Annotated in this window: 16 protein-coding genes; 7 read left to right on the top strand and 9 right to left on the bottom strand. The window is 48.6% G+C overall.

What is annotated here, in order from left to right:
• Window positions 1-50: 50 nt before the first annotated feature.
• The 4 genes from H141_RS0112060 to H141_RS0112045 all read left to right on the top strand — a co-directional run bounded on the left by H141_RS0112060 (window position 51) and on the right by H141_RS0112045 (window position 3,789).
• A complete protein-coding gene (locus H141_RS0112060; RefSeq protein ID WP_019676529.1) occupies window positions 51-1,643 on the top strand; it encodes a sensor histidine kinase in 1,593 nt (530 codons plus the stop codon).
• Entirely contained in the window at window positions 1,640-2,335 is a 696-nt protein-coding gene (locus H141_RS0112055; RefSeq protein WP_019676528.1) for a response regulator transcription factor, read from the top strand. The genes H141_RS0112060 and H141_RS0112055 overlap by 4 nt, the downstream gene beginning before the upstream one ends.
• A 132-nt stretch (window positions 2,336-2,467) precedes the next feature.
• Window positions 2,468-3,028, top strand: coding sequence for a hypothetical protein (locus H141_RS0112050; protein ID WP_019676527.1), 561 nt, complete (start codon window positions 2,468-2,470; stop codon window positions 3,026-3,028).
• Window positions 3,029-3,087: 59 nt separating this feature from the next.
• The gene (locus tag H141_RS0112045; protein WP_019676526.1) at window positions 3,088-3,789 is read left to right on the top strand and encodes an OmpW/AlkL family protein; all 702 of its coding nucleotides are present in this window, start codon (window positions 3,088-3,090) and stop codon (window positions 3,787-3,789) included.
• A 52-nt stretch (window positions 3,790-3,841) separates the two neighbouring features.
• On the opposite strand, the gene H141_RS0112040 is transcribed toward H141_RS0112045, so the two are convergent.
• Together H141_RS0112040 and H141_RS0112035 are read right to left on the bottom strand one after the other, a co-directional pair.
• Window positions 3,842-6,502, bottom strand: coding sequence for a TonB-dependent receptor domain-containing protein (locus H141_RS0112040; protein ID WP_019676525.1), 2,661 nt, complete (start codon window positions 6,500-6,502; stop codon window positions 3,842-3,844).
• A 102-nt stretch (window positions 6,503-6,604) separates the two neighbouring features.
• Window positions 6,605-9,295 (bottom strand): hypothetical protein, encoded by a 2,691-nt coding sequence (locus H141_RS0112035; protein ID WP_019676524.1) that lies wholly within the window; start codon window positions 9,293-9,295, stop codon window positions 6,605-6,607.
• A 390-nt stretch (window positions 9,296-9,685) separates the two neighbouring features.
• On the opposite strand from H141_RS0112035, the gene phoB reads away from it, so the two are divergent.
• The gene (gene phoB, locus H141_RS0112030; protein WP_019676523.1) at window positions 9,686-10,372 is read left to right on the top strand and encodes a phosphate regulon transcriptional regulator PhoB; all 687 of its coding nucleotides are present in this window, start codon (window positions 9,686-9,688) and stop codon (window positions 10,370-10,372) included.
• Between the two features lie 5 nt (window positions 10,373-10,377).
• On the top strand, window positions 10,378-11,721 hold the full coding sequence (gene phoR / locus H141_RS20225) for a phosphate regulon sensor histidine kinase PhoR (RefSeq protein ID WP_019676522.1): 1,344 nt from the start codon (window positions 10,378-10,380) through the stop codon (window positions 11,719-11,721).
• 40 nt (window positions 11,722-11,761) lie between these two features.
• On the opposite strand, the gene H141_RS20220 is transcribed toward phoR, so the two are convergent.
• Complete coding sequence (locus tag H141_RS20220; RefSeq protein WP_019676521.1) at window positions 11,762-13,339, bottom strand: ATP-binding protein; 1,578 nt, start codon at window positions 13,337-13,339, stop codon at window positions 11,762-11,764.
• Entirely contained in the window at window positions 13,336-13,884 is a 549-nt protein-coding gene (locus H141_RS0112015) for a YfiR family protein (protein ID WP_019676520.1), read from the bottom strand. Before H141_RS0112015 ends, H141_RS20220 begins: the two co-directional genes overlap by 4 nt.
• A gap of 387 nt (window positions 13,885-14,271) precedes the next feature.
• Between H141_RS0112015 and H141_RS0112010 the strand changes: the two genes are divergently transcribed.
• A complete protein-coding gene (locus H141_RS0112010; RefSeq protein ID WP_169337177.1) occupies window positions 14,272-16,497 on the top strand; it encodes a TonB-dependent receptor in 2,226 nt (741 codons plus the stop codon).
• Between the two features lie 27 nt (window positions 16,498-16,524).
• Here the strand turns inward: H141_RS0112010 and H141_RS0112005 are convergent, their stop codons facing one another.
• From H141_RS0112005 to arsB, 5 genes are all read right to left on the bottom strand, one after another.
• Window positions 16,525-17,976 carry an HDOD domain-containing protein gene (locus H141_RS0112005; RefSeq protein ID WP_019676518.1) on the bottom strand — a complete coding sequence of 484 codons (1,452 nt, stop codon included), beginning with the start codon at window positions 17,974-17,976 and terminating at the stop codon, window positions 16,525-16,527.
• A gap of 200 nt (window positions 17,977-18,176) precedes the next feature.
• Entirely contained in the window at window positions 18,177-18,758 is a 582-nt protein-coding gene (locus H141_RS0112000; protein WP_019676517.1) for a DNA-3-methyladenine glycosylase I, read from the bottom strand.
• Entirely contained in the window at window positions 18,755-20,074 is a 1,320-nt protein-coding gene (locus H141_RS0111995; RefSeq protein WP_019676516.1) for an amidohydrolase, read from the bottom strand. Before H141_RS0111995 ends, H141_RS0112000 begins: the two co-directional genes overlap by 4 nt.
• A gap of 131 nt (window positions 20,075-20,205) precedes the next feature.
• Window positions 20,206-21,162 carry a magnesium/cobalt transporter CorA gene (gene corA, locus H141_RS0111990; RefSeq protein ID WP_019676515.1) on the bottom strand — a complete coding sequence of 319 codons (957 nt, stop codon included), beginning with the start codon at window positions 21,160-21,162 and terminating at the stop codon, window positions 20,206-20,208.
• 45 nt (window positions 21,163-21,207) lie between these two features.
• Window positions 21,208-22,224, bottom strand: coding sequence for an ACR3 family arsenite efflux transporter (gene arsB, locus H141_RS0111985; protein WP_019676514.1), 1,017 nt, complete (start codon window positions 22,222-22,224; stop codon window positions 21,208-21,210).
• Window positions 22,225-22,401 lie beyond the last annotated feature (177 nt).

The raw sequence follows: 22,401 nt of genomic DNA, 5'->3' as shown, positions 1-22,401 counted from the left end.
CTGACGTATAACTTCCAACAATAAAAAAGTTTATCCGGAGTATAAGCTCGATGTACCGAAACCGTTTACTACTTTCTTTTGGCTTACTGGTTATGTTTTGTATTGTTCAGGCCGTTGCTGCTTTCTGGACCTCTGGTATTGCCGCTTATCATGTTGAACGCGGCAGAGTATCAAACCAGATGTTGGCAGAGTTTATTGCCCTGGGTGCGGATAAACAGCGTTTGAAGGTTTGGCTGGCACAATACTTACTTACTAATGATGCTCCACTGGCCGAGCGTGACCGATTGATGGCACAAATGGAGCTAATTCTCAGCAACTTACAAACGCTATTGGTTAATGACCAACAATTGTCAGATAGCGAGCAGGATCATCAGGAAGTTAACAAGCAGGTCAGGGCACTCTCTATTCTTGAAACTAACATTTTTGCGTTAAAACGAAGTTTATTGGATAAAGAGTCGATTACCCTAAGTGAAGCAGAGATATGGCGATTACTGATCCAAACTTTTGATAAATTAGAGGGGCTGGATTTAAAAAGCCTTATTGCCGAAGCGATAGAACTGCAGCGGCAACGGGCATCTAAAGCAGAGTCAGCGGCGGTTGACGCGCTGTCAAAAGTAAGAACTATTGTACTGTCGCTGGCCGTATTTGGCAGCCTAACCGCAGTTTTGCTCGCGGTGCTTTTGTTAAGGGCGCTGTATTCACCGATTACTCGTTTACTTGAGGGTACCTCGGCTGTAGCGTCAGGTAATTTTACTCACCGGATAGCCGAGTTGGATGACAAAGAATTCAGAAATGTTGCGACAAGTTTTAACACTATGTCTGCAGCACTGGAACAAGCAAGGCAAGCAGAGCTGCGGCATACCCTTGAAGTAGAGCAGGAAGTGTCGTCCCGCACCGCACAGCTTAAGCATGCATTGGAGCAGTTAAAGCATGCTGAGGCGCAACAAAAGCAATTTTTTGCTGACGTGAGTCATGAATTGCGTACGCCGGCAACCGCAATTCGTGGTGAGGCAGAAATAGGACTCAGAGGTAAAGAGAAATCAGCAGAAGAATATAAAGAGACGCTAAGGCGTATTCTCGATGCTGGCGCCGCACTATCGGGCAGAATTGATGATTTGCTCATGTTAATTCGTGGCGAGAATAGTATGGCGCTGCTCGATGTAAAGTCAGTGCCGCTGGTTGAGGTTGCGACTCAGCTGGTTGGTCAAGTCCGCAGAGAGTCGAAAGTTCAGGGTAGGGAATTACGTCTGCATTTTGACGATGCAATAGAAATGTCAGACCATAGCATTCAAGCAGACGTTGGAAAATTATTACAAGCGTGGCAAATTCTGTTTGACAATGCGTTGCGGTACTCGCCTGCTAACTCCGCGTTAGATATGGTTGTATGCATCAAAGATAATCAATTTGAATGTAGTATTACAGATTATGGTATTGGCATAGCGGATTATGAGCTTGGTAACGTATTCGACCGGTATTATCGGGCAGATAATGCCAGAAAACTCCGGCCTGATGGCTTGGGAATTGGCCTTTCGCTGGTAAAGTATCTGATAGAGCAGCACAAGGGACTGATTCAATTAGAAAGCCGTTTGCATCAAGGTACTACTGTCAGCATTAAAATCAGCATCGAGGGCATGTCCACATGAGTATTGTCATTATTGAAGATGATGTCCGGGTTGCGAGCTTTCTTGAACGAGGCTTGAAAAGTGAAGGGTTTCTGGTTCAAACCTGTGCTGATGGCAAGGGTGCTATTGACCTGGTACTGCAAGTTCAACCCGCGGTAATTATTTTGGATAGAATGCTACCCAATATTGATGGTATAGAACTCTGTAGTCGGATGCGAGCCAGAGGAATAAAAGCCAAAATTCTGATTTTATCAGCGCTGAATGAAGTGCAGGACCGAGTGTTGGGGCTAAACAGTGGTGCGGACGATTACCTGGGTAAGCCATTTGCATTTGAAGAGTTGCTGGCAAGAATTCACGTATTGTCTAAAAGAGATCAATTCGCGCAAGTTGATAATATTGTTCATTTTGGTGAGCTGGCATATGACAAATCCGCGTTGCAGGTTAGCCGGTCAGGCAAGATCATCAAGTTAACAGCAAAAGAGTTGCAGATGCTGGATTTTTTAATGTCTCAACCTGGGAAGGTGTTTAGCCGTGAGCGTATTCTCGCTAACGTATGGGGAATGAATACTGATCCTTTAACCAACGTAGTCGATGTTTATGTCAGGCGCCTGCGTAGAAAAATTGATGAAGACTACACGAAAAAGTACATCCACACATATAGGGGGCATGGTTACAGTCTGAATGATGTTGCTCCGGATGCTGCAATCCAATAGTGCAGCGTTGCTGCACACTATTGTCATGTTCTGTTAATGATAAGGCATGGCGTTCGTTAATCTTATTGTAAAGAAGAATGCCGCACCACAGAGTAATAATGACCTCGCTGATTAAATAACGTAGAGGTTTATATGAAATTCACTTTAACAAAACTATCACTGTGCGCCGCTGCTGTTTTAATGTCTTCCCTGGTTCACGCCGAAAAGATTGTCAACAACAATATTACTCTTGACGAAGTTAAGGCTGCCCAGCAAGCTTGGGGTAATGCATTGATTAATATCAGCAATGCCCACGAGGCGGGTGGAGTAAAGGCGGCTAAATCTGTGGCTAAAAAAGTGTTGGACAATGCATACGGCTACAACTTAGGCGCGGTATTATTCAAGCCCACCCTGGCAAATGGCGAGCAGACATTCCGGACAACTTATGACGGTGCGTTATCTTACTTTGTAGCTGACGACAAAAACTTTGCTCAGGATTCAGGTTTCGCTTTAAAAGGATGGAAGGAATATGCCTTTAACAATGCTGCAGTCTATATCAATGGCGACGTGGCCCTGACCATGGGCCATGTTCATGTTACTGACCGATCAGGCAATAAAACCACAGTAGATAAAACCTGGGGCTTTAAAAAAGCCGCTGATGGTTCGTTGCGAATAGTTCTCCATCACTCGTCACTGCCATACTCGGCAAACTGACCTGTCCCCCCCTTTTTTTGATGAAAAGGGGGTTTTTTTAATTTATCTGAGAAAGAATTATGAATAAAAGCACTAAAACGTTGATTGCCTTTGTTGTTGGCTTTTCTGTTTTTAACGCTCAGGCACAGTGGTCAGTAAACGTTGGCCCAATTACGGTGGCTCCAGATGCCAGTAGCAGTAACCTTAATGTGGTTGAGCAAGTGGCAGCACTGCCTGTAGGTTCTACCTCAGTCACGGTAAATGATAACACTCAGCTTGGCATTACAGTTGATTATGCTTTTAATCGATACTGGTCAGCCAGCGTGGTTGCGGCCACCCCATTTTCGCACAATATCCATGTTGCGGGTTCAGCGATAGATGGTCTGGAAATTGGTAATACAAAACACTTACCCCCTACAGTATTTGCCCGTTTTTATCCGCTAACCTCAACTACTGATTTTATGCCCTTTATCGGTGTCGGCATTAATTATACTCATTTCTTTCAGGAGTCTATTTCTGCTGATTTACGCCAGGCGCTGACTGATCTTGGCGTTGCAAATGCACAAGACAATTTATCTCTGAATTTGGAAGGCAGCCTGGGTTTAGCTTATCAGGCCGGCTTTGACTGGCGGATAAACCAGCAATGGGGAGTACATCTTATGCTTAGCATGATCGATATCGAAACTGATGCAGAAGTGAGATTAAATAATGCAGCGATACAGCAAGTTAGAGTTAAAATTGACCCTTTAGTCAGTATGTTTGGCGTTAAATATTATTTTTAAAAGCAACAAAAAAGCCACCGTAGTTATACGGTGGCTTTTAACGTTCAAATTGCTAGTATTTATAAGAGAAGCTTAAACTGTAGCTCTGGCCTTCAGTGCGCTGCTGCAGAATTTCACCCTGCTGCAAAATTTCCACTTCTTCATCCAGTAAGTTTTTCAAGCCCAGTTTTACGGTCATATTCTCCAGCGGCGTGAAACCATAGGTGAAATCCAGTGAATTAAATGGCTGCTCAAAGGCATCGTCTTTGTCGTTAACCCCAGCAAAGGCTATCCGCTTACCGAATACGTTATAGGTAAGGGTGGCATTATGCTGATCGTCATCCGAGTCATAACCCAACTGGAAGTTAACGACGTGCTTGGAGTGACCACTTAAGCCCCGCGTCAGGTTAGTTAAATCTGCGCCCGGGAACGGCTGAATGCTGATTTCAGATTCACTGATTGTCAGGTTACCGGCAACAAAGAAGTTATTGGCAAGTTTACCTAATTCGCCACTAAACATATCCAGTTGCTGCAGAAACTCTGCTTCAGCACCATACACTTTACCGCTCTGGCCGTTGCGGAAAGACATTAACAGGTTACCGTCAGAGCCTGATAATTCGATAGCTTCAATCGGGTTGTCCAGGTCTTTATAGAACAGGCCAAAACTGTAGTTGCTGCTGTCATAGTACCATTCAAGCCGGGCATCAAAACTGCTGATGTCCGTGCTTTTTAGACCGGAGAAGCCGGTTACTTTAAAGTCGGTTAACGGATCAACATACAATACCGGTGTTACTTCCCGTAAATCGGGGCGTACTACCGTTTTACTGTAGCCAAAGCGGGCCTGCAGGTCATCATCAACAAACCAGGTTAATGATAAAGCCGGGTAGAAGCCATCTTCCAGTAACACCGAGTCAGTAATGTTGCCGCTGACAGCGCCATCGGCAGTGAGTGGCAATGAAATTTGTTTAAAATCTTCATAGCGCACACCAATGTTTAACCGGAACATGTAGTCGTAGTTAATTTCCAGGGCACCGTAGCCGGCATCAATCATTTGCGCTGCCAGGTAATCGTCGGCCTGAGTAGTTACGTTGGAAATTTTAAAGCCGTTAGCCGGGTTTAAAATACTGCTGTCAGAGAAAATCTCCGAGAAGCTGCCTGACAATTGCTCAAGGCTGTAACCTACGGTATCAAAGTTAAAGCGGTCGGTCTGGGCATTACGGCTCCGTTCGAAATAGCTGTAGCCGCCACTGAAGGTCATTTCAGCTTTACCCAACGTCAATGGTAGCTTAGCGTTCCAGCTGAAGTTTTCAGTGTTATCTTTCATATCACTGAAGCTGTAATTCACTGCATTCTGATTACGGCGCAGGAAAGAGAACACTGAGCCATCATCCTGGGTTTCGTTCAGATAGCGATATTCCACTTCGCCCGGCGCGTTACGCCGTGCTTTGGCATCGGTGTACTGCCAGTCAACGGCCAAATCCATTAAATACGGGAAGTTGTGCTTACCACGCAGCTGATTGCTTAGCATGGTGCGCTCTTCATATAAAATACTGGTGTCGGTATTAAAGCGGTTAGTCTCGTTAATAGTTTCGATACTGTCGCCGTTTTTAATCTTTATTTCATCTTTGGTGTCACTCAGATAAATAGTCGAGGTTTCTAACCTGTGATCGATACCCAGTTCTAAACCGAAGTTTAGCATGCCCGACAGCTTAACCTGGTGTTCAGTGCCTTTAACATCATCATAGCGGTTCAGTGGCACCAGATTATCACCTGATACTGAGTAGTAACGCTCGCGCTCGTCGATATTCTGGGTTGAACGGTCGTAGCTAAGGCCAGTCATAACCCCGAAAACCACATTTTTAGCCAGGTCAAAGCGGGTACCAAAGGAAGCGCTGGCGTCAAAGTCTGGTTTCACCGAGGTAGAGCTAATATCGATGTCACGGTTAAAAGCAGTACCAAGCTCACGAACTATGGTTTCTGCCTGTGCCAGGTTTGGTCCGGTAATACCGCCTAAAGCTTCGGCGATATTAATCGGCGTTAAAATACCATACAGTTGTTGGGCGCTGGCAAGCTCTGGCGAAATGCTACGCTGGCCATCGTCTTTGCCGCGCCAGTCATCGCCACCACCGGCATACTCAAAGCCATCAACACTGTTCAGGCTGTTAAAACCGGTGCCCACCGAGACATTAAAGCTGGTTTGCAATGGAATAGCGGTGGTACGGATATTGACATTACCACCACCAAAGGCTGCCGGGAGCTCCGGTGAATAGGCTTTTTGCACGACTAAGCTTTCAATAATACCGGCCGGAAACATGTCCAGCGGGATAACATTCCTGGTTGGGTCAGGGCTTGGCACCATGGCGCCATTTAATAAGGTACTGGAGTAACGCTCACCTAAGCCGCGAACATAAATAAACTTGTCTTTTACCAGGGTTAAACCGGTGACACGGCGCAGAGCAGCAGCAGCGTTGCTGTCACCAGCGCGGGAAATTTGTTCCATACCGAGTACTTCTGCTACATAGGCTTGCTCACGACGTTCTGCAGCAGCAGAGGCAGCAGAGCTCATCAGGCGGCCAGATACAGAAATGCGTTCTACTTCTTCCTGCTCTGCTTGCGTGGGCGCAGGCGTTTCTTGGGCAATGGTATTTAACGACATCATCGCAGTGGTTGTGCCTAAGGCCAGCAGTACACTGCGGCCAACACGGCTGAAACTAAATTTTTGAATGCTGCTCATCTGAACGTTGTCCTATCAGCTTAAAACGGTTACTAGTCTTGATATATCGATTGTCTGAATAAGAAAAGGCACTGCCGGGTTGCCCCGGCAGTGCCGATTTGCTTAGTCTTCTAAGCCAACTGTCCAGCCAGCAGTCCAGTCATTACCTGCTTCTACTGCACCGACGAAGTCAACTGCTTCAAAGAAACTATCAAGCGCAGACATATCTTTTGGCGTGCTGGCATCGATAGTGAAGATACCGTCCAGTACCGCAGCCTGGTTGGCAGCAACGCTGTTACCCTCCTGAGCCAGGAACCATTGCTCGGTGGTTGTACCGTTGCCCAGGTCGCCTTTGAATGGTTCTGCACAAGCGACAACTGAATGCGTCATGGTTAAAGAACCTGCCGCCGCTAAGGCTTTAGTTTCAGCTGAATCAAACTCCAGACACTCGCCCATGCCGTCCGGGCCGGTGATGACGAAGTTAGCCAGCTGGGCATTTGTGCCTGCGCGCAGCAATACACCTTCTGAATCATCATCGCCGTCAAAGTTGTTGCCGATAATGGTCATGTTGGCGATGGTTGGGTTCGATACCGGGGTCGCAGTGAAGTTACCAGACTGGTTATCTGCTTCGATACCGCGGTTCGATTTAGAATCATCAGCACCATGCTTAACAAGAACGAATTGCAGTTTACCGTTCCAGCCATCAGCCCAGTCTACTGAGTCATCACCGTTTGCGGTTAACACTACGTTTTTACAGCTGACGCTACCACCGAACATCTCGATACCGTCATCAACGTTCTGGTGAACCTGGATATTTGCACACTCAGTACCAGAACCAACACCGGCAAAAGTAATACCGTTTAACTCGTTATCCGGGATAACTTCAAAACCAGCATGTTTAACTACCACGTAGTTTAAGGTACCGCTGCTATCTTCTGCATCTGCACCACCGTAAGGTCCGGCTTCGCCTTCTGCCTGAATTTCACAGCTGGCTAAATCAGCCTGGTCACATTTATTGCTTGGCGCGTTACCCAGCAACACTAAACCGCCCCACTGGCCGGCAGCCGTTGGTGAGCCGATAATGTCTTGTACTGAGGTCATTACGATAGGGTTAGCAGCAGTGCCGTTCGCCTCAATTTTTGAGCCGCGGGTAATAACCAGGAAGTCAGCACCTGATTTACCGTAAATCCGCACGCCTGGTTCAACGGTTAAGGTTGCAGCAGTGGTGTTATCTACCCCAATCCGCACCCGGCCGTCTAACACATAGTCTGCACCGGCAGCTAAGGTTACGTTGGCGGTAATGTCACCAGTTAATTGACAGTTTAGACGGCCAGATAAGCTGTTAACTTCGCTGGTGCCGGCAGGGCAGGCCGCTAAGTCGTCTTCCGGATGAATACCAACAGTCCAGCCTACAGTCCAGTCTTCTTCACCATCAAAAGCGCCAATGTAATCAACATTATCAAACCAGCTGTCGACATTGTTCGCTACGTTGTAACCGTTACCCAGAGCTGGTGAATTCGGTGCTGGAATATAGCCACCTAACAGCGCATCACCAATGATGTTACCAGGCTGGGCAAGGAACCATGCTTCAGCATCCAGCGTGACGTTACCAGCATCATCTTTAGTGTCTTTGGTAGGCTCTGCACAGTCAAGAATAGAGTTGCGGAAAATAATTTCACCATTGCCGGTGTTGGTTACTGACTCAGCAGAGTTGATTTCAAAACACTCACCCATACCTGACGGGCCTGTAACAATGAAGTTGTACAACTCGCCAGCAGTGCCAGCGCGCAGTAACACACCTTCTGAGTCATCTTCGCCATCGAAGTTATTACCCACGATAGTCATGTTGGCAATGCGAGGTTTTGAAACCGGGGTAGCAGTGAAGTTACCTGACTGGTTGTCAGCTTCAATACCGCGGTTAGCTTTGGTGTTATTCGGGTTATGGCGCACTAATACGTGCTGCATCCGGCCGCTCCAGCCATCAGCCCAGTCCAGTGAGTCGTCGCGGTTACCGGTTAACACCACATATTTGGCATCAACGGTGCCGCCGAAAAACTCTACGCCATCATCCAGGTTATTATGCACCTGAATATACTCAACATTAGTGCCACGGCCAACACCGGCAAAGGTAATGCCGTTTAATTCGTTATCCGGAATAACTTCAAAACCGGCGTAGCGTACCTGGACATATTTCAAGGCGCCACTGTTATCTTCAGGATCTGCACCACCATATGGGCCAGCTTCGCCTTCTGCCTGAATTTCACAGCTGGCCAGTGCAGCCTGGTCACATTTATTGCTTGGTGCATTACCCAGTAACACCAGGCCGCCCCATTCTGCAGTTGACTCATTGTCGGACAAGCCCAGCATGTCGTTAACTGAAGTCATAACGATTGGTGCGTCGACGGTGCCGACTGCCTGAATTTTTGAACCGCGGGCGATAACCAGGTAATCGGCGCCGCTTTTACCATAAACAAAAGTACCCGGTTCGATAGTCAGGGTAGCACTGTCAGCGTTATCATTACCGACGGTAACTTTGCCGCTTAGTGACCAGGCAATGTCATTGCTCAGGCGGGTGTCACTGGTAATGGTGCCGCTGATTTCACATACCGGCAGGTCAACACCAGCCAGGCTATCGCCTTCAGTAGCAAATGCCGGGCAATCTGAAGTAACTGGTGGCGGATTACTACCACCGCCGCCGCCATTGCCACCGCCAGTATTATCGCTACCGGCATTAACTACTAAGTCGCCACCACAGCCGGCCAGTATTAATGCTGACGCTATGGCGCTTAGTTTTAACAGTTTGCGTAAAGCCATTACCATCTCTCCGTTGAGTTGTTATAGGTGTTGCCAATCAAGTTGCAGGCACCCTACAGCAGGCTAATGACGATTTTATTACAGTAATACGACGCTTAAATGACAGGCGCTGTGACCGCGGCAGGTCGCGCCGACTGGCTGCGGTTTAGCATGAAGTCAGGCAAAAGACCGTCAAAAAAAATTCATATAACTGTCATGCATTCACGTCTCGCCTGAGGTTTTAATGTTGTGATATTTGTTACGTATTTGTGTTTATGGTTGGCAGGTTAGCGCTGGACAAAGATTAACCTCGTGTTTTCATAAAAATGTCATAAACTGCAGTAATACTAGGCGGCAGAGACAGTTAGAACAGTCCGGTTTAACACCGGCTAACGGAATGTGGTGAACCTTATGGCAAGAAAAATCCTGGTGGTGGAAGATGAAGCCCCGATCCGCGATATGTTGTGCTTTGTGTTAGAGCAAAATGGCTATCAGGCAATTACTGCCGAAGATTTTCCAACAGCGGTTAATCAGCTGATTGAACCTTATCCGGATTTGGTATTACTGGATTGGATGATCCCGGGTGGCAGTGGTATTCAGTTTGCTAAAAAGATGAAACAGCACGAGCTGACCCGTAACATTCCGATTATAATGATTACCGCCCGCGGTGAAGAGGAAGACAAAGTACGTGGCCTGGAAGTGGGTGCTGATGATTATGTCACCAAGCCGTTTTCACCCAAGGAGCTTATGGCCCGGATTAAAGCCGTGATCCGCCGGGTATCGCCTACCAGTCTGGATGAAGTGATTGAAGTGCAGGGCCTGAAACTCGACCCGGTTGCACACCGGGTAATGGCAGAGCAGCAGCCACTGGATATGGGCCCGACCGAATTTCGGTTACTGCATTTTTTCATGACTCACCAGGAACGGGTGTATAGCCGGGAACAATTGCTGGACCATGTCTGGGGCACCAATGTCTATGTGGAAGATCGCACAGTCGATGTGCATATTCGTCGTTTGCGTAAAGCGATTTCTGTCGCAGGGCATGATAAGCTGGTACAAACTGTGCGGGGCTCAGGCTATCGCTTTTCTGCTAAGTAGGTTTTATGCGGCCACAGCTTTCTAAAGGGAAGATTTTCAGCAAAATCTTCCTTTTTTATACCCTGGCGGGGCTAGTCGGCTGGCCATTTGGCCAGAGTATGCTGTTTATGTTACTGCTGAGCTTTTATTTGCTGGCATCTAACTATCATCATCTGTTTTTAATTACCAAATGGCTGTGGCACGATCGCAAGCTTTCACCGCCGGAAGGCCAAGGTTTCTGGCAACAGATATTCGATGGCATTTATTACCAGCAACGGCGTGAGCGCAGAAAACGCAAAGAGCTGCGTAACCTGGTGCGGCGCTTTCGGGATGGTGCTGAAGCGTTGCCTGAAGCTGTAGTGGTGTTAACCAGCGACTGGACCATTATCTGGTGTAATAAGCTGGCCCAGATGCTGGTAGGTTTGCGCTGGCCCAGTGACGAGGGGCAGCGGATTGATAACCTGGTGCGTAATCCGGAATTTCAGAGCTTTTTAAAACAAAAGCAGTTTCAGCAGCCGCTGGAAATCAGCGCCAGTGGCAGTAGTAATCTGGTGCTGGAATGTAAAATGATGCCATATGGCAGTGAGCAGTATCTGCTGATTATTCGTGATATTACCCAGCTTAAGCAGCTGGAGCAAATTCGCAAAGATTTTGTTGCTAATGTCTCGCATGAGTTACGCACACCGTTAACCGTGCTGCAGGGCTATCTGGAAGTGATAGACTCCGATCGGTTGCCAGAGCCTGCCATGTGGCAAAAAGCTCACACCGTAATGCTGGAACAAACCAAACGGATGGACGGCCTGGTGCAGCAACTGCTGACGTTGTCGCGAATTGAAGCTTCAGCCAGGGTGCAGTTTGACGATGAGGTCGACGTACCGGCAATGCTTGCCACGCTGGAGCAGGAAGCGCAGGCACTGAACCACGAAAAGCAGCATAAAATAAGTTTTCAGATTGAGCCTGACTTAAAAGTGACCGGCGTAACCGAGGAGCTGCGCAGCGCTTTTTCTAATCTGGTAACCAATGCCATTAAATATACGCCGGCCGGTGGTGAGATCAGTGTTAGCTGGCAGCGCCAGCATCAACGCGCAGTGTTTGCTGTGAATGATACCGGTGAGGGTATAGCACCCCACCATGTCAAACGTTTAACCGAACGTTTTTACCGGGTTGATCAGGCTCGGGCGCGCAATACTGGTGGTACTGGCCTGGGCTTAGCCATTGTTAAGCATGTGCTATCGCGCCATAACAGCCAACTGATGATTTTCAGTGAGCCTGGCCGGGGCAGCAGCTTTTCTTTTACCATCCCGGCCGAGCTGGTGCTGGGCAACAGTAAATCGGCCCCCATTAAAAAGGCTAAATTTAAAGTAAAATAACAACTGCTATACTCAGTGCTCAGTGCTCAGTGCTCAGTGCTCAGTGCTCAGTGTGTGGTTTAATTAGAGGCAGCATCAGCAAAAAATGCGCCCCTTGCCGTTCATCGTCTAGCAAGTCAATCCGACCTTTTAACACCTGCGTGACTAAGTTATACAGAATATAAGTGCCCAGGCCGCTGCCACCTTGTTGCCGGTTGGTGGTAACGAAAGGATCAAAAATTTTATCTTTAATCGACGGATGTATGCCCTGACCATTGTCATAGTAATTGATGATCAGTTGGTTATCTTCGCAATGTGCCTGAATTAAAATACGGCCTTGTTCAATATCGGCAAAGCCGTGGATCAGCGAATTCATAATCAGGTTGGTGAAAATTTGGGAAAAGCAACCCGGGAAGCTATGCAGTTGCAGGTCTTGTGGCACATCCAGTTCGACCTCGTGCCTGGTAAGTTTAAAATGAGGACGTAACGACAAAATAATGCTTTGCAAATACTCTTTTAATAAAAAAGTACGTGCTTCTTCACTGCTTTGATCTACTGCGACCATTTTAAAACTGCTAACTTGTTCGGCTGCCCGTTCCAGGTTCCGATAAATAATGTCGCTACTTTCCTGCACGGTATTATAAAACGTTTGCAATCTTTGTTTGGTCAGGGTCATTGCATGAAACTCACGTTCTGATTGCTGCAAAACATCCCGCAGGTGTGAGCTGGCTGTTACCGCAACCCCAACCGGCGTATTAATTTCATGAGCAACACCCGCAACCAGGCTGCCAAGCGAGGCCATTTTTTCCTGCTCAATCAGTTTCATTTGAGTGTCTTGCAGATTGTTGAGGCTGTCAGTTAGCTGCTGAGTGCGCTCCTTGACCCGCTGCTCCAATTCAAGGTTTAGCTTAAGTATCTGATTTTCGTGTTGTTGCCGTTGTTGAATATTGGTTTCTATCACACCTAACATGGTGTTAAACGAATTAACCAGTTCGCCAAGTTCAGCGGCAAACTTGTGGCTGACCCGTTGACTATAGTCTTTGGTTGAGGCGACGGCAGTGATCACCTGTTTCAGCTGGTGGATGGGCGTCAGCAGGCTACTGCTGAGCCGCCTTGCTAACCAGAAAGTAACTAACAGCGCTAGCAATAACGCGCCTCCGGCAATGATGGCTGCACGATACAATTCCTGATTGATACGGGTTAAGCTTACTTTAAGATACAGTGAGCCGAGCATTTGTTCCTGCAGTTGCACCGGAGCGATTAAGTGCAGATATCCGGAAGTAAACTGAATATGCTGAGTGGAACTGAGCAGAGGTAAGTGTTCGCTCTCCGTTTGTTCGCCATAGCCGGCAAATAAACTGAGGTTGTCATTATCAAGACGAAACAGCATGGCAGCTTTTACATCAGGTGATTCAGTCAGGGCGTTAAGAATTTCACTGGCGCTCTGCGGTTGATCAAATAGCAACGAGGCTGTGCTCATTTCTGCCAGCATCCGCGCCTGGGTCTGGCTGCTAACGGTGAGTTGTTGTTGGAAGCCGCTTTGCATTAACCAGTAAAGCGGCAGCAAGTTTATAAGCATCGCCAGCACCGCAACACTAATCAAACCAACAAAAATTCTTTGCCGCAAGGTACCCATCATGGTATTCCTCCGGGCAAAGGCCGGGTAACGCGCAACAAGGCAGTGTTGATTGGCAGCTGAAACTCAGCTTGCGCTGCCTGGTTATGATAAATAATGATCCTGCCAGCCTCCATACTTAAATCAAACAGTACTGAGCCAGTTACGGCAACGCCAGGCGCTGTGACGCGCAGGATGTCTGGCTTTATTACCAGCAGTGGCAATGGTGAATCAGACGTAAGATAAACCAGCTGGCAGCTTGGTAGTTCGCTGTCAGCGGCCAGCGGATGCACTTCTATCTGGCGCTGTCCCAGCGGCCGTTTCTCAAAGGCTTTGCTGAAGTATGGGTAGAGTTTACTGGTATGTTCACCAAGTAAACATAGCCGAAAGGGCTGTTTTTGCTGATGTTCAGGCCAACTTATAAACTTGGCAATATTAAAAAGATAAGCCGCCTGCAACATCGCGTACTTTTCTTCATCTACAGCCAGTTTTTGCTCGGCCGCAAGCACAACGCTGCTAAGCACTGCGGCAAATACTGGTGCCAATTTCAGAGTGCGCAATAAGCTCACAGGGTTTCCATTTAGATGAGGTGAGTTAACATTATCAGCTTTTTAGCATTTATAAATGTATAGCACTTTCAGCATATTCTGCAAAGAATAAAGTCAAGTTAGCCAGAGGAAAAAGGATTCAATTACGTATAAAAATTAATTTCGACGTATTTAAAAAAAGCGACTATTCTCAGTTGGTGCTTTGATTAAATTGATACCAAAGAGTGAACATGAGCAGCACAACTTGTTTTGTCATAACAGTTTCATAATATTTACATAATTGTATAGTCCTTCGTTTTACATCCGGGGGGACTTTTTTATTGAATATACTTAACTGATTTCAGCGCGCCGCCGCAAATGTTGTTGGTTATTTATCAACGCACTGCTGCAGCAAAGGAGCATTTCTTGATGCGTAGTTCGCCGCTATTTATTGCTTTGGTATGCGCCGCGTATCCCACCGCTGCCGACGATAGCCTGTCGCTGTTTGATCTTGACCTTGAACAGCTGATGCTGATTGAAGTTACGGTACAGCGCCGGGTAGAAAACATTCTCGATGTGCCGATAGCCACTACCGTGTTACGCGGTAACTCGCTGTCAGCACTAAACACCGCCGGCGAAGATATGCGGTCATTAACCTCCCGCCTGCCAAGCCTGCAGGTTGAATCGTCGTTTGGCCGCACCTTCCCGCGTTTCTATCTGCGTGGCATTGGTAATACCAGTTTTGATATCTATGCATCACAACCTGTCTCATTGCTGTACGACGAGGTATTACTGGAGAGTCCTATCCTCAAAGGGTTTCCAATGTTTGACCTTGCCCAGTTGGAGGTTGCCCGCGGGCCTCAGGGAACGCTGTTTGGTCGCAATACACCTGCGGGCGTGGTCAAGTTTACCTCGGTTCAGCCAACTGAGGCCTTTGAGGGCTTTGCCCGATTGGGAGTTGGTAGCTATCAGACCCGGAATCTTGAGGCGGCTGTTGGCGGTGCTTTAGGACGCGGTTGGTCGGCCCGCTTATCAGTTCTTAGCCAACAGCGCGATGATTGGGTGGAAAATGAATTTGCCGGCCCTGAAACGGGCTTTGACGGTTACCGGGATTCAGCCATGCGCCTGCAGTTGCGTTATCAGGGTAAGGATGGCTTTGAATCTCTGTTTAAGCTGCATGGCCGCAAGCTTGATGGTTCTGCGCACTTGTTTCGGGCGAATATCATCGAGCCTGGTAGCAACCGGTTTGTTGCTGGCTTCCGGGCTGATCGCGCGTCTCAGGACGGCCAAAACGTGCAGGAGCTTGAGCATTCTGGTGCCAGTTTACGCCTGGTATGGCCATTGGCGCACTTTGACCTGCATGCGATTACCGCGTTTGAAACTGCGGATGTATTTAGCCGTGGCGATATTGATGGTGGTTTTGGCGCCAGCTATGCCCAGCCGATGGGGCCGGGTTTTATTCCGTTTGACTCTGAGACTGCTGCGGGCCTGCCAAGGCATGGACAATTTAGCCAGGAGCTAAGGTTGGCTTCAAACGCTGCCGGTCAATTCGACTGGCAAGCCGGGCTATTCTGGTTTGACGAGGGACAAAAGGCAGAGAATTTCAACTACAGCACCACTGCTGGCGGTGTGCAAAATGGTTATGCTGTGATCCGGCAGGACAACCAGGCATTGGCTGCCTTCGCTTCAGTTGGTTATGCCGTTAACGAACGCTGGCAGTTACGTGCCGGGCTGCGTGAAACCCGTGATCGCAAACAGTTCAGTGCTGAAAGGCCACAATCGCCAGGTGGTGGCGCCCCGTTGCTGCCTGTGCGTGCTACCAGCGATGCGTCACATCTTAGCTGGGATCTCAGTGCCTTATGGCGGGTTAATGAGCAACATAATGCGTTCCTGCGGCTGGCTGAAGGATTTCGGGCTCCCAGCTTCCAGGGGCGGGTGATGTTTACCGATTCAATATCACAGGCTACTTCAGAAACAGTACGGTCAGTCGAAGCCGGGCTTAAGGCTGAATCGGCTGACCGCCGCTTGCGCTATGCCCTGACTGTGTTTAGTTTTCGGCTTGATGCACCGCAGCTTACCGCGGTCGGCGGCAGTGGTAATGTCGCCCGGCTGCTTAATGCCCAGCGGGCCGAGGGCCAGGGGGTGGAAGTTGACTTTGCCGCGCGGTTGGGCAGCAACTGGAGCCTTGCTGGTGGTTTAAGTTACAACCATACCGCTATCCGGGACAGCAGCCTGCTGGTGAGAGTGTGCGGCGCGCCCTGTACAGTGGTAGACCCTGTGGTGATGGTTGATGGCGTGCGTTTGGCATGGATCGATGGTAATCCTTTACCGTACGCTCCCCGTTGGATAGGGCAGCTAAACCTGCGCTACGAAACTGATTTTGGTTCAGGCAAGGCTTATATGCAAAATGACTGGGCCTGGCGCAGTGGTATGAACTTCTTTCTATATCAATCACTTGAATATCGCACCAGTTCGCTGCTTGAAGGCAGCCTGCGGCTGGGATACTCCTGGCAAAACGACCGCTATGACCTGGCACTTTTCGCCCGCAACCTGACCGATCAGACTGCATTGATCGGCGGTATCGACTTCAACAACCTGACCGGCATGATAAATGAACCCCGGGTTTTGGGCATTGAACTACGCACCAGGTTCTGATTATCGTGCGCAGAGTCGAATGATCATTCAGCGCGCTGCGTTCAGACTCAGACACATATTCAGATGGTCGCAAATAAAACAGAACTGGCGGTAGTCATCATCGTCAATATGCTTAGCGCTTTTTAAACGCTGAGCGCTGATAACGCCTATTATTTTGTCATGAATTTTAACTACCGTAACGGCCATAGCGCCACGTTGCAGCAGCCGGTCCATTTGCTCATCAAGGTAATTGCGCCACTGCGGCTGATTCCGGTCATTAATCAGCAAGGGTTGCGCTTGCTTTACGGTCAGACTGAATAAATTCTGGTCCGGAGCAATGCTGACTGAGCGGCGGGCAGTATTTTGGGTGCCTTCACTGTCGTATGCAGAACGCGATTCCAGCCGGCTTTTATCTGTAGAAAGGATCCAAAATGCACAGCTGTCAAAGGCAAAAATGGCGGCTGTCTGTTGCAGAACCAGGCTAAGCAGTTCATTAATATTGCAACGGCGTAATGTCAGCTGCTGTAATTGTTGGGTCAGTTGCAATAGCGCTGTGTCGCGACTTACCGGTACGCTCAGTGGTGCAGTATCAATAAAATCAGCTTCGGTAGGCAGGTTACGAATATGGCTTAACAGCACGTCAGCGCCATAAGAATGTAACAGGTCAAGCGCCTGCTGCCGTGTATGTTTAATCCGCTCTTTTAGTTGCTTTGGCTCGATTTTCATTAAACGGGCAACATCCTGCAATAACCGGGTAAAATCTGCTTTATTGCGGGGCGGGGTATGAATGGCTGCGCTTAGTTGGTTTGCCAGACTAATTGCCTGCATTTCTACAGTGCGGCTTTGGGGCTCGTCCAGTGCTTTGAGCAACAAGTCTCCGAGGTTCCAGGTCCGGACCAGCCCAATGCTCAGTTCATCAAAACTCACTCCAATTTCATCACGGCAATACTGGTTGAACTCTGCCGGCGGCAGGGCGCTGGCCTGACGGATAAGTTGTTCGCTTAGTGGTGAGTTAATGCTCCAGAACGCGGTTTCACCGATGTGATACAGCATAGCCGCCAGATAGACTTCCTCTTTGGTATCTTCGTGATGTTCAGGTAACATCATTCGAGCCAGTAAACCCGCATAGAAAGCGTTGGCCATTAGCATTAACAGCCGTTCATATACTGGCGGCGACAGGTTTTTTGACTGCAGTAGTGCTTCCAGAATTTTCGATGTCAGACAAATGTTTTTTACTGCCTGGATCCCCAGCACTATCGCCGCGCGCGACACAGTATTAACCCGGCGTACCGCCGCATGGCTGGTAGTGTTTGCCACTTTTAACAAGCAGGAAGATAACGCCAGATCATGCAATATAGCCTGGCTTAACTGCGGAATAGACGATACATCATCGTTAGCAAATTTATCCAGAGTGTTAGCCATGGAGGTAATAGCGGGTAGTTCACTTTTTGCCAGTTGCTCTGTTAATTGGGCAACTTTTGGCCGGTTTGCAGCACTCATATTGTTACTACCTTAATTAACTCTGCTTGTTGCCTTAGCATAGTGCACAGCAGCTAAAATGCGAATTTAAAGCACTGTAAAGCATTGTATTAAGCGGAAAAAACTGTTTGGTATCGCTACGGCATAATTAAAAGTTTTGCCGTTTATGTACTGCTGTCGATAATCGTCGGGACTGTACTGCGCTCTGTTGTGGTATTGGGTTATAGCGCGGTGAGCTGTGTGTGGCGAAAACAGTTAAGGTGATGATCATTAACCATACCGCAAGCCTGCATATGGGCGTAAATTATGGTTGAGCCAACAAACTTAAAGCCGCGTTGCTTTAAATCTTTACTAAAGGCATCCGACTCCGGGCTGGTGGCACGGAAGTCGGCCGGGCCAGCTATGCTGTTTTGCTGCGGCCTGCCATCGACAAAGCGCCACTGATATTCGCTGAAGCTACCAAACCTGGCCTGAATTTCCAGAAAGCGGGTAGCGTTGTTGATAGCGGCCGCTATTTTCAGGCGGTTACGGATAATCCCCGGGTTTTGCAATAATTCAGCGGCTTTGGCATCATCAAAGGCCGCCACCTGCAATGGGTCAAAATTGGCAAAGGCGGCCCGGTAATTGTCGCGTTTTTTGAGTACCGTATACCAGCTAAGGCCTGCCTGCGCCGCTTCCAGCGTTAAAAACTCAAACAGCTTATTATCGTCATATACCGGCACGCCCCATTCGGTATCATGGTAGGCGACATAATCTGGTTTGCTTAAATCAACCCAGCTACAACGGCATAAATCCTTGCTCATTTTACCTCCTGAGCTGCCTGCTGCGGCGGTGCTGCCAGGTAATCCAGGGCCAGGCCGGTTAGCGCCCGTACGCCGGTTATCAGCGCGTCTTCGTTAACATCAAACATCGGTGAGTGGTTAGGTGGCACCTCGTTAAGCGGAGTGTTATCGGGTGAAATGCCTAAAAAGAAAAATACCCCGGGAATTTGCTGCTGATAAAACGAGAAATCTTCAGCGCCGGTAATAGGTTTAATTGGCGCAACGCCGTTAGCTGCGGCGGCCCATTTAAGGCTTGGCATGGCCCAGTCGGTCAGGGCCGGATCGTTCCAGGTTACTGCAGCAAAGTTATGGACATGAAAATGCGCTTCTGCGCCGCTGGCTTTGGCAATATGTTCGCTGGTATGCGCCATCCGGGCGATTAAATCTTCGCGCATCCCGCTGTCAAAGGTGCGGATAGTACCCTCTAATTTGACGTCATCCGGGATAATATTCCAGCGGATGCCACCATGTACCTGACCAAACGACACTACGGCCGGTGCCAAAGTAACATCAATTTGTCGTGCCGGTATCAGGTTAATGGCATTGATCAGCTGGCCGGTAACGTTAATCGGGTCTATGCCGCGCCAGGGAGACGAGCCATGCACCTGTTTTCCTTTAACGGTTATCTGAAAGCTGTCAGCGGCCGCCATAATGCCTTCTGTTTTTACCAGCAGCTGCCCCGGCTCACCCGGCCAGACATGCAAACCAAAAATAGCCGTAGGGGTAGGGTTAGCAAATAAGCCCTCGGCCAGCATCATTTTGGCGCCACCTTCTTCACCTGCTGGCGGGCCTTCTTCAGCCGGCTGAAAGATAAACATAATAGTGCCTGCAAGCTCAGCTTGTTGCTGGCTAAGTACTTCAGCCGCACCCATTAACATCGCGACATGAGCATCGTGGCCGCAGGCATGCATCACGCCGGTTTGCTGGCCATTAAATTCGCTGACAACCTTGGATGCAAAAGGTAACCCTGTTTGCTCGGTTACCGGCAAGGCATCCATATCGGCCCGCAGGGCAACCACCGGGCCGGGCTTGGCACCTTTTAAAATGCCTACCACCCCGGTATGGGCGATACCGGTGCGGACTTCCAGACCAAGCTGCTCTAAATGCGCTGCTACTTTGGCGGCGGTGCGAAATTCCCGGTTTGATAACTCCGGGTGCTGGTGAATATCACGCCGCCAGTCGATGACCTTTGGCATAACGTTCTGAATGTTTTGTGCCAGCTCAGGCCGCTGCTCGGCGATAGCCAGTGGCGCATATAAAAAGGGCAGTATTGACAGGCTAAGCAATGACAGTCGCATAAGAGTTCCGGATAGTGGCTATGTAGTAGTACTACCTTAAGCGCTGCCTGCTAAAAAGCCAAGCCATTCGCTGCTGTTATGATTGGCTTTTATAACCAGGCTGCTATAACCAGGCTGTTACGACCAGGCTGTTACAGCCAGCCCTTGCGTTTAAAAAACCAGTAGGGGGCAAAGCCGGATAGCAGCATCAGGCCTAATGCCCATGGATAGCCCAGCAGCCACTGCAGTTCAGGCATATGGCTGAAGTTCATGCCATAGGCACTGGCCACCAGGGTTGGCGGTAAAAATACTACAGCGGCTATGGAGAAAGTTTTAATGATCTGGTTTTGACGAATGTTAATGAAACCCTGGGTAGAGTCCATCAGAAAGTTGATTTTATCAAACAGAAAAGTGGTGTGTGACATCAGGGTTTCTACGTCACGCATAATTTCGCGCAGGGTTTCTTCGTGGGCTGGCCGGCCTTTCAGATTACGCAGCAAAAAAGAAATATCGCGCTGAGTATCCATTAAGCATAAGCGGATTTTACCGTTACTGTCTTCCAGCCGCGCCATTTTGCTAATGGCCTGGTAGAGTTCTGAGTCTTTCTCTTCCAAGACCAGATGGCTTACCTGTTCCAGCTGGCGATGTAAGTCTTCCACCGTATCGGCATGATTCTCTACTTTTTGTTCCAGAATCGTTACCAGCAGCCCGGCTGGATCAGAGCAGCTAACCTGGCCACGGCGCGCCCGCAGTCTGAGCAGACGAAAGTCAGCAATTTCGTCTTCCCGGATAGTGATCAGGCGCTGATCCTGTAAAATACAGGCAACCGTTACCGTAACATGGCGCCCTTCTTGCGGCGCCAGAAACAGTGAGTGCACATGAATTCCGGCCTGATCGACAAAACAACGGGCTGAGGCTTCAATTTCCTCGACATCATCAGACTCAGGCAATTCAACACTGAGTAAGGTACTGAGCAGCTCACGTTCCGGTTCGGTAGGTTCATGGGCATCTATCCAGTGAGCAGTGCGCATCAGCTCCAGATCATCAGCATCCCTGCTAACCGGAATTTCCCGGATAATGCTCTGGTCAATAGTAAATAAGCGGATCATAGTGCCTCCCTGTAGATGCCAGTATTAATATCTCAGCCAAGTGATTTAGCTAAACCAGTGCCGGGTTTTATTAGCGAACCAAACCAGCGACAGCATTACCGGTACTTCTACCAGTACACCAACCACGGTGGCTAGTGCTGCGCCGCTGTTTAAACCAAATAAGGCAATCGCTACGGCGACGGCCAGCTCGAAAAAGTTAGAGGTACTGATCATACACGCCGGCGCCGCAATGTTATGCGGCAGCTTGATTTTCTTTGCTATAGCATAGGTTATAGCGAAAATACCGTAGGTTTGGATGATCAGTGGTATGGCAATGAGTAATATAATCAGTGGTTTGGCTACCAGAGTTTGCGCCTGAAAGCCAAATAGCAGTAAAACGGTTGCCAGTAAGCCAATCATCGACCATGGCTTGGCTTTGGCCAGAAACCGGTCAATGCGCTGCTCACTGCTACCATTGTTCAGTTTTTGGCGGGTCAGCACCCCGGCAATCAGTGGTAACAATACATAAAGCACTACCGACAACAGTAAGGTTTGCCACGGGATTTCAATATCAGTAACGCCAAGCAATAATGCCGCTAGCGGGGCAAAGGCGAAAATCATAATAATGTCGTTAACCGACACCTGTACCAGGGTGTAATTGGCATCGCCTTTGGTTAGCTGACTCCAGACAAATACCATAGCGGTGCAGGGCGCTACGCCCAGCAATATCATGCCGGCGATATATTCATTGGCCGATTGCGGGTCGACTAAACCGGCAAAGAATACTTTAAAAAATAACCAACCGAGCGCAGCCATGGTAAAGGGCTTAACCAGCCAATTCATTACCAGCGTCAGGATTAACCCCTTGGGTTTTTTGCCGACATCTTTAATAGCACTGAAATCTATCTGTACCATCATCGGGTAGATCATCAACCAGATCAGAACCGCCACTACCAGGTTAATCTGGCCGTATTCCAATGCGGCAATTGCCTGAAATACCGCCGGGAAAATATTACCAAGGGCCACCCCGGCAATGATGCACAATGCCACCCAGACTGATAAATAACGCTCGAAAATGCCCATGCACAATTCTGACTGTAGTGAGTTCAAAGATATAGAGATTAACACAGATTAAGCAGACCAATGACCAGCTTTACTTAAAACGGTATTTATAGTCAGGGCCCGATAGACGACGAGGTCACTTTTACAAACTGGCCAAAAATTGACCTATAACTCCGGTTGTCGCTGTGTTAGGCTACA

The sequence above is a fragment of the Arsukibacterium perlucidum DSM 18276 genome (assembly GCF_000382165.1).
Classification (GTDB): Bacteria; Pseudomonadota; Gammaproteobacteria; order Enterobacterales; family Alteromonadaceae; genus Alishewanella; species Alishewanella perlucidum.
This window is presented reverse-complemented; position numbering and strand designations above follow the sequence as displayed.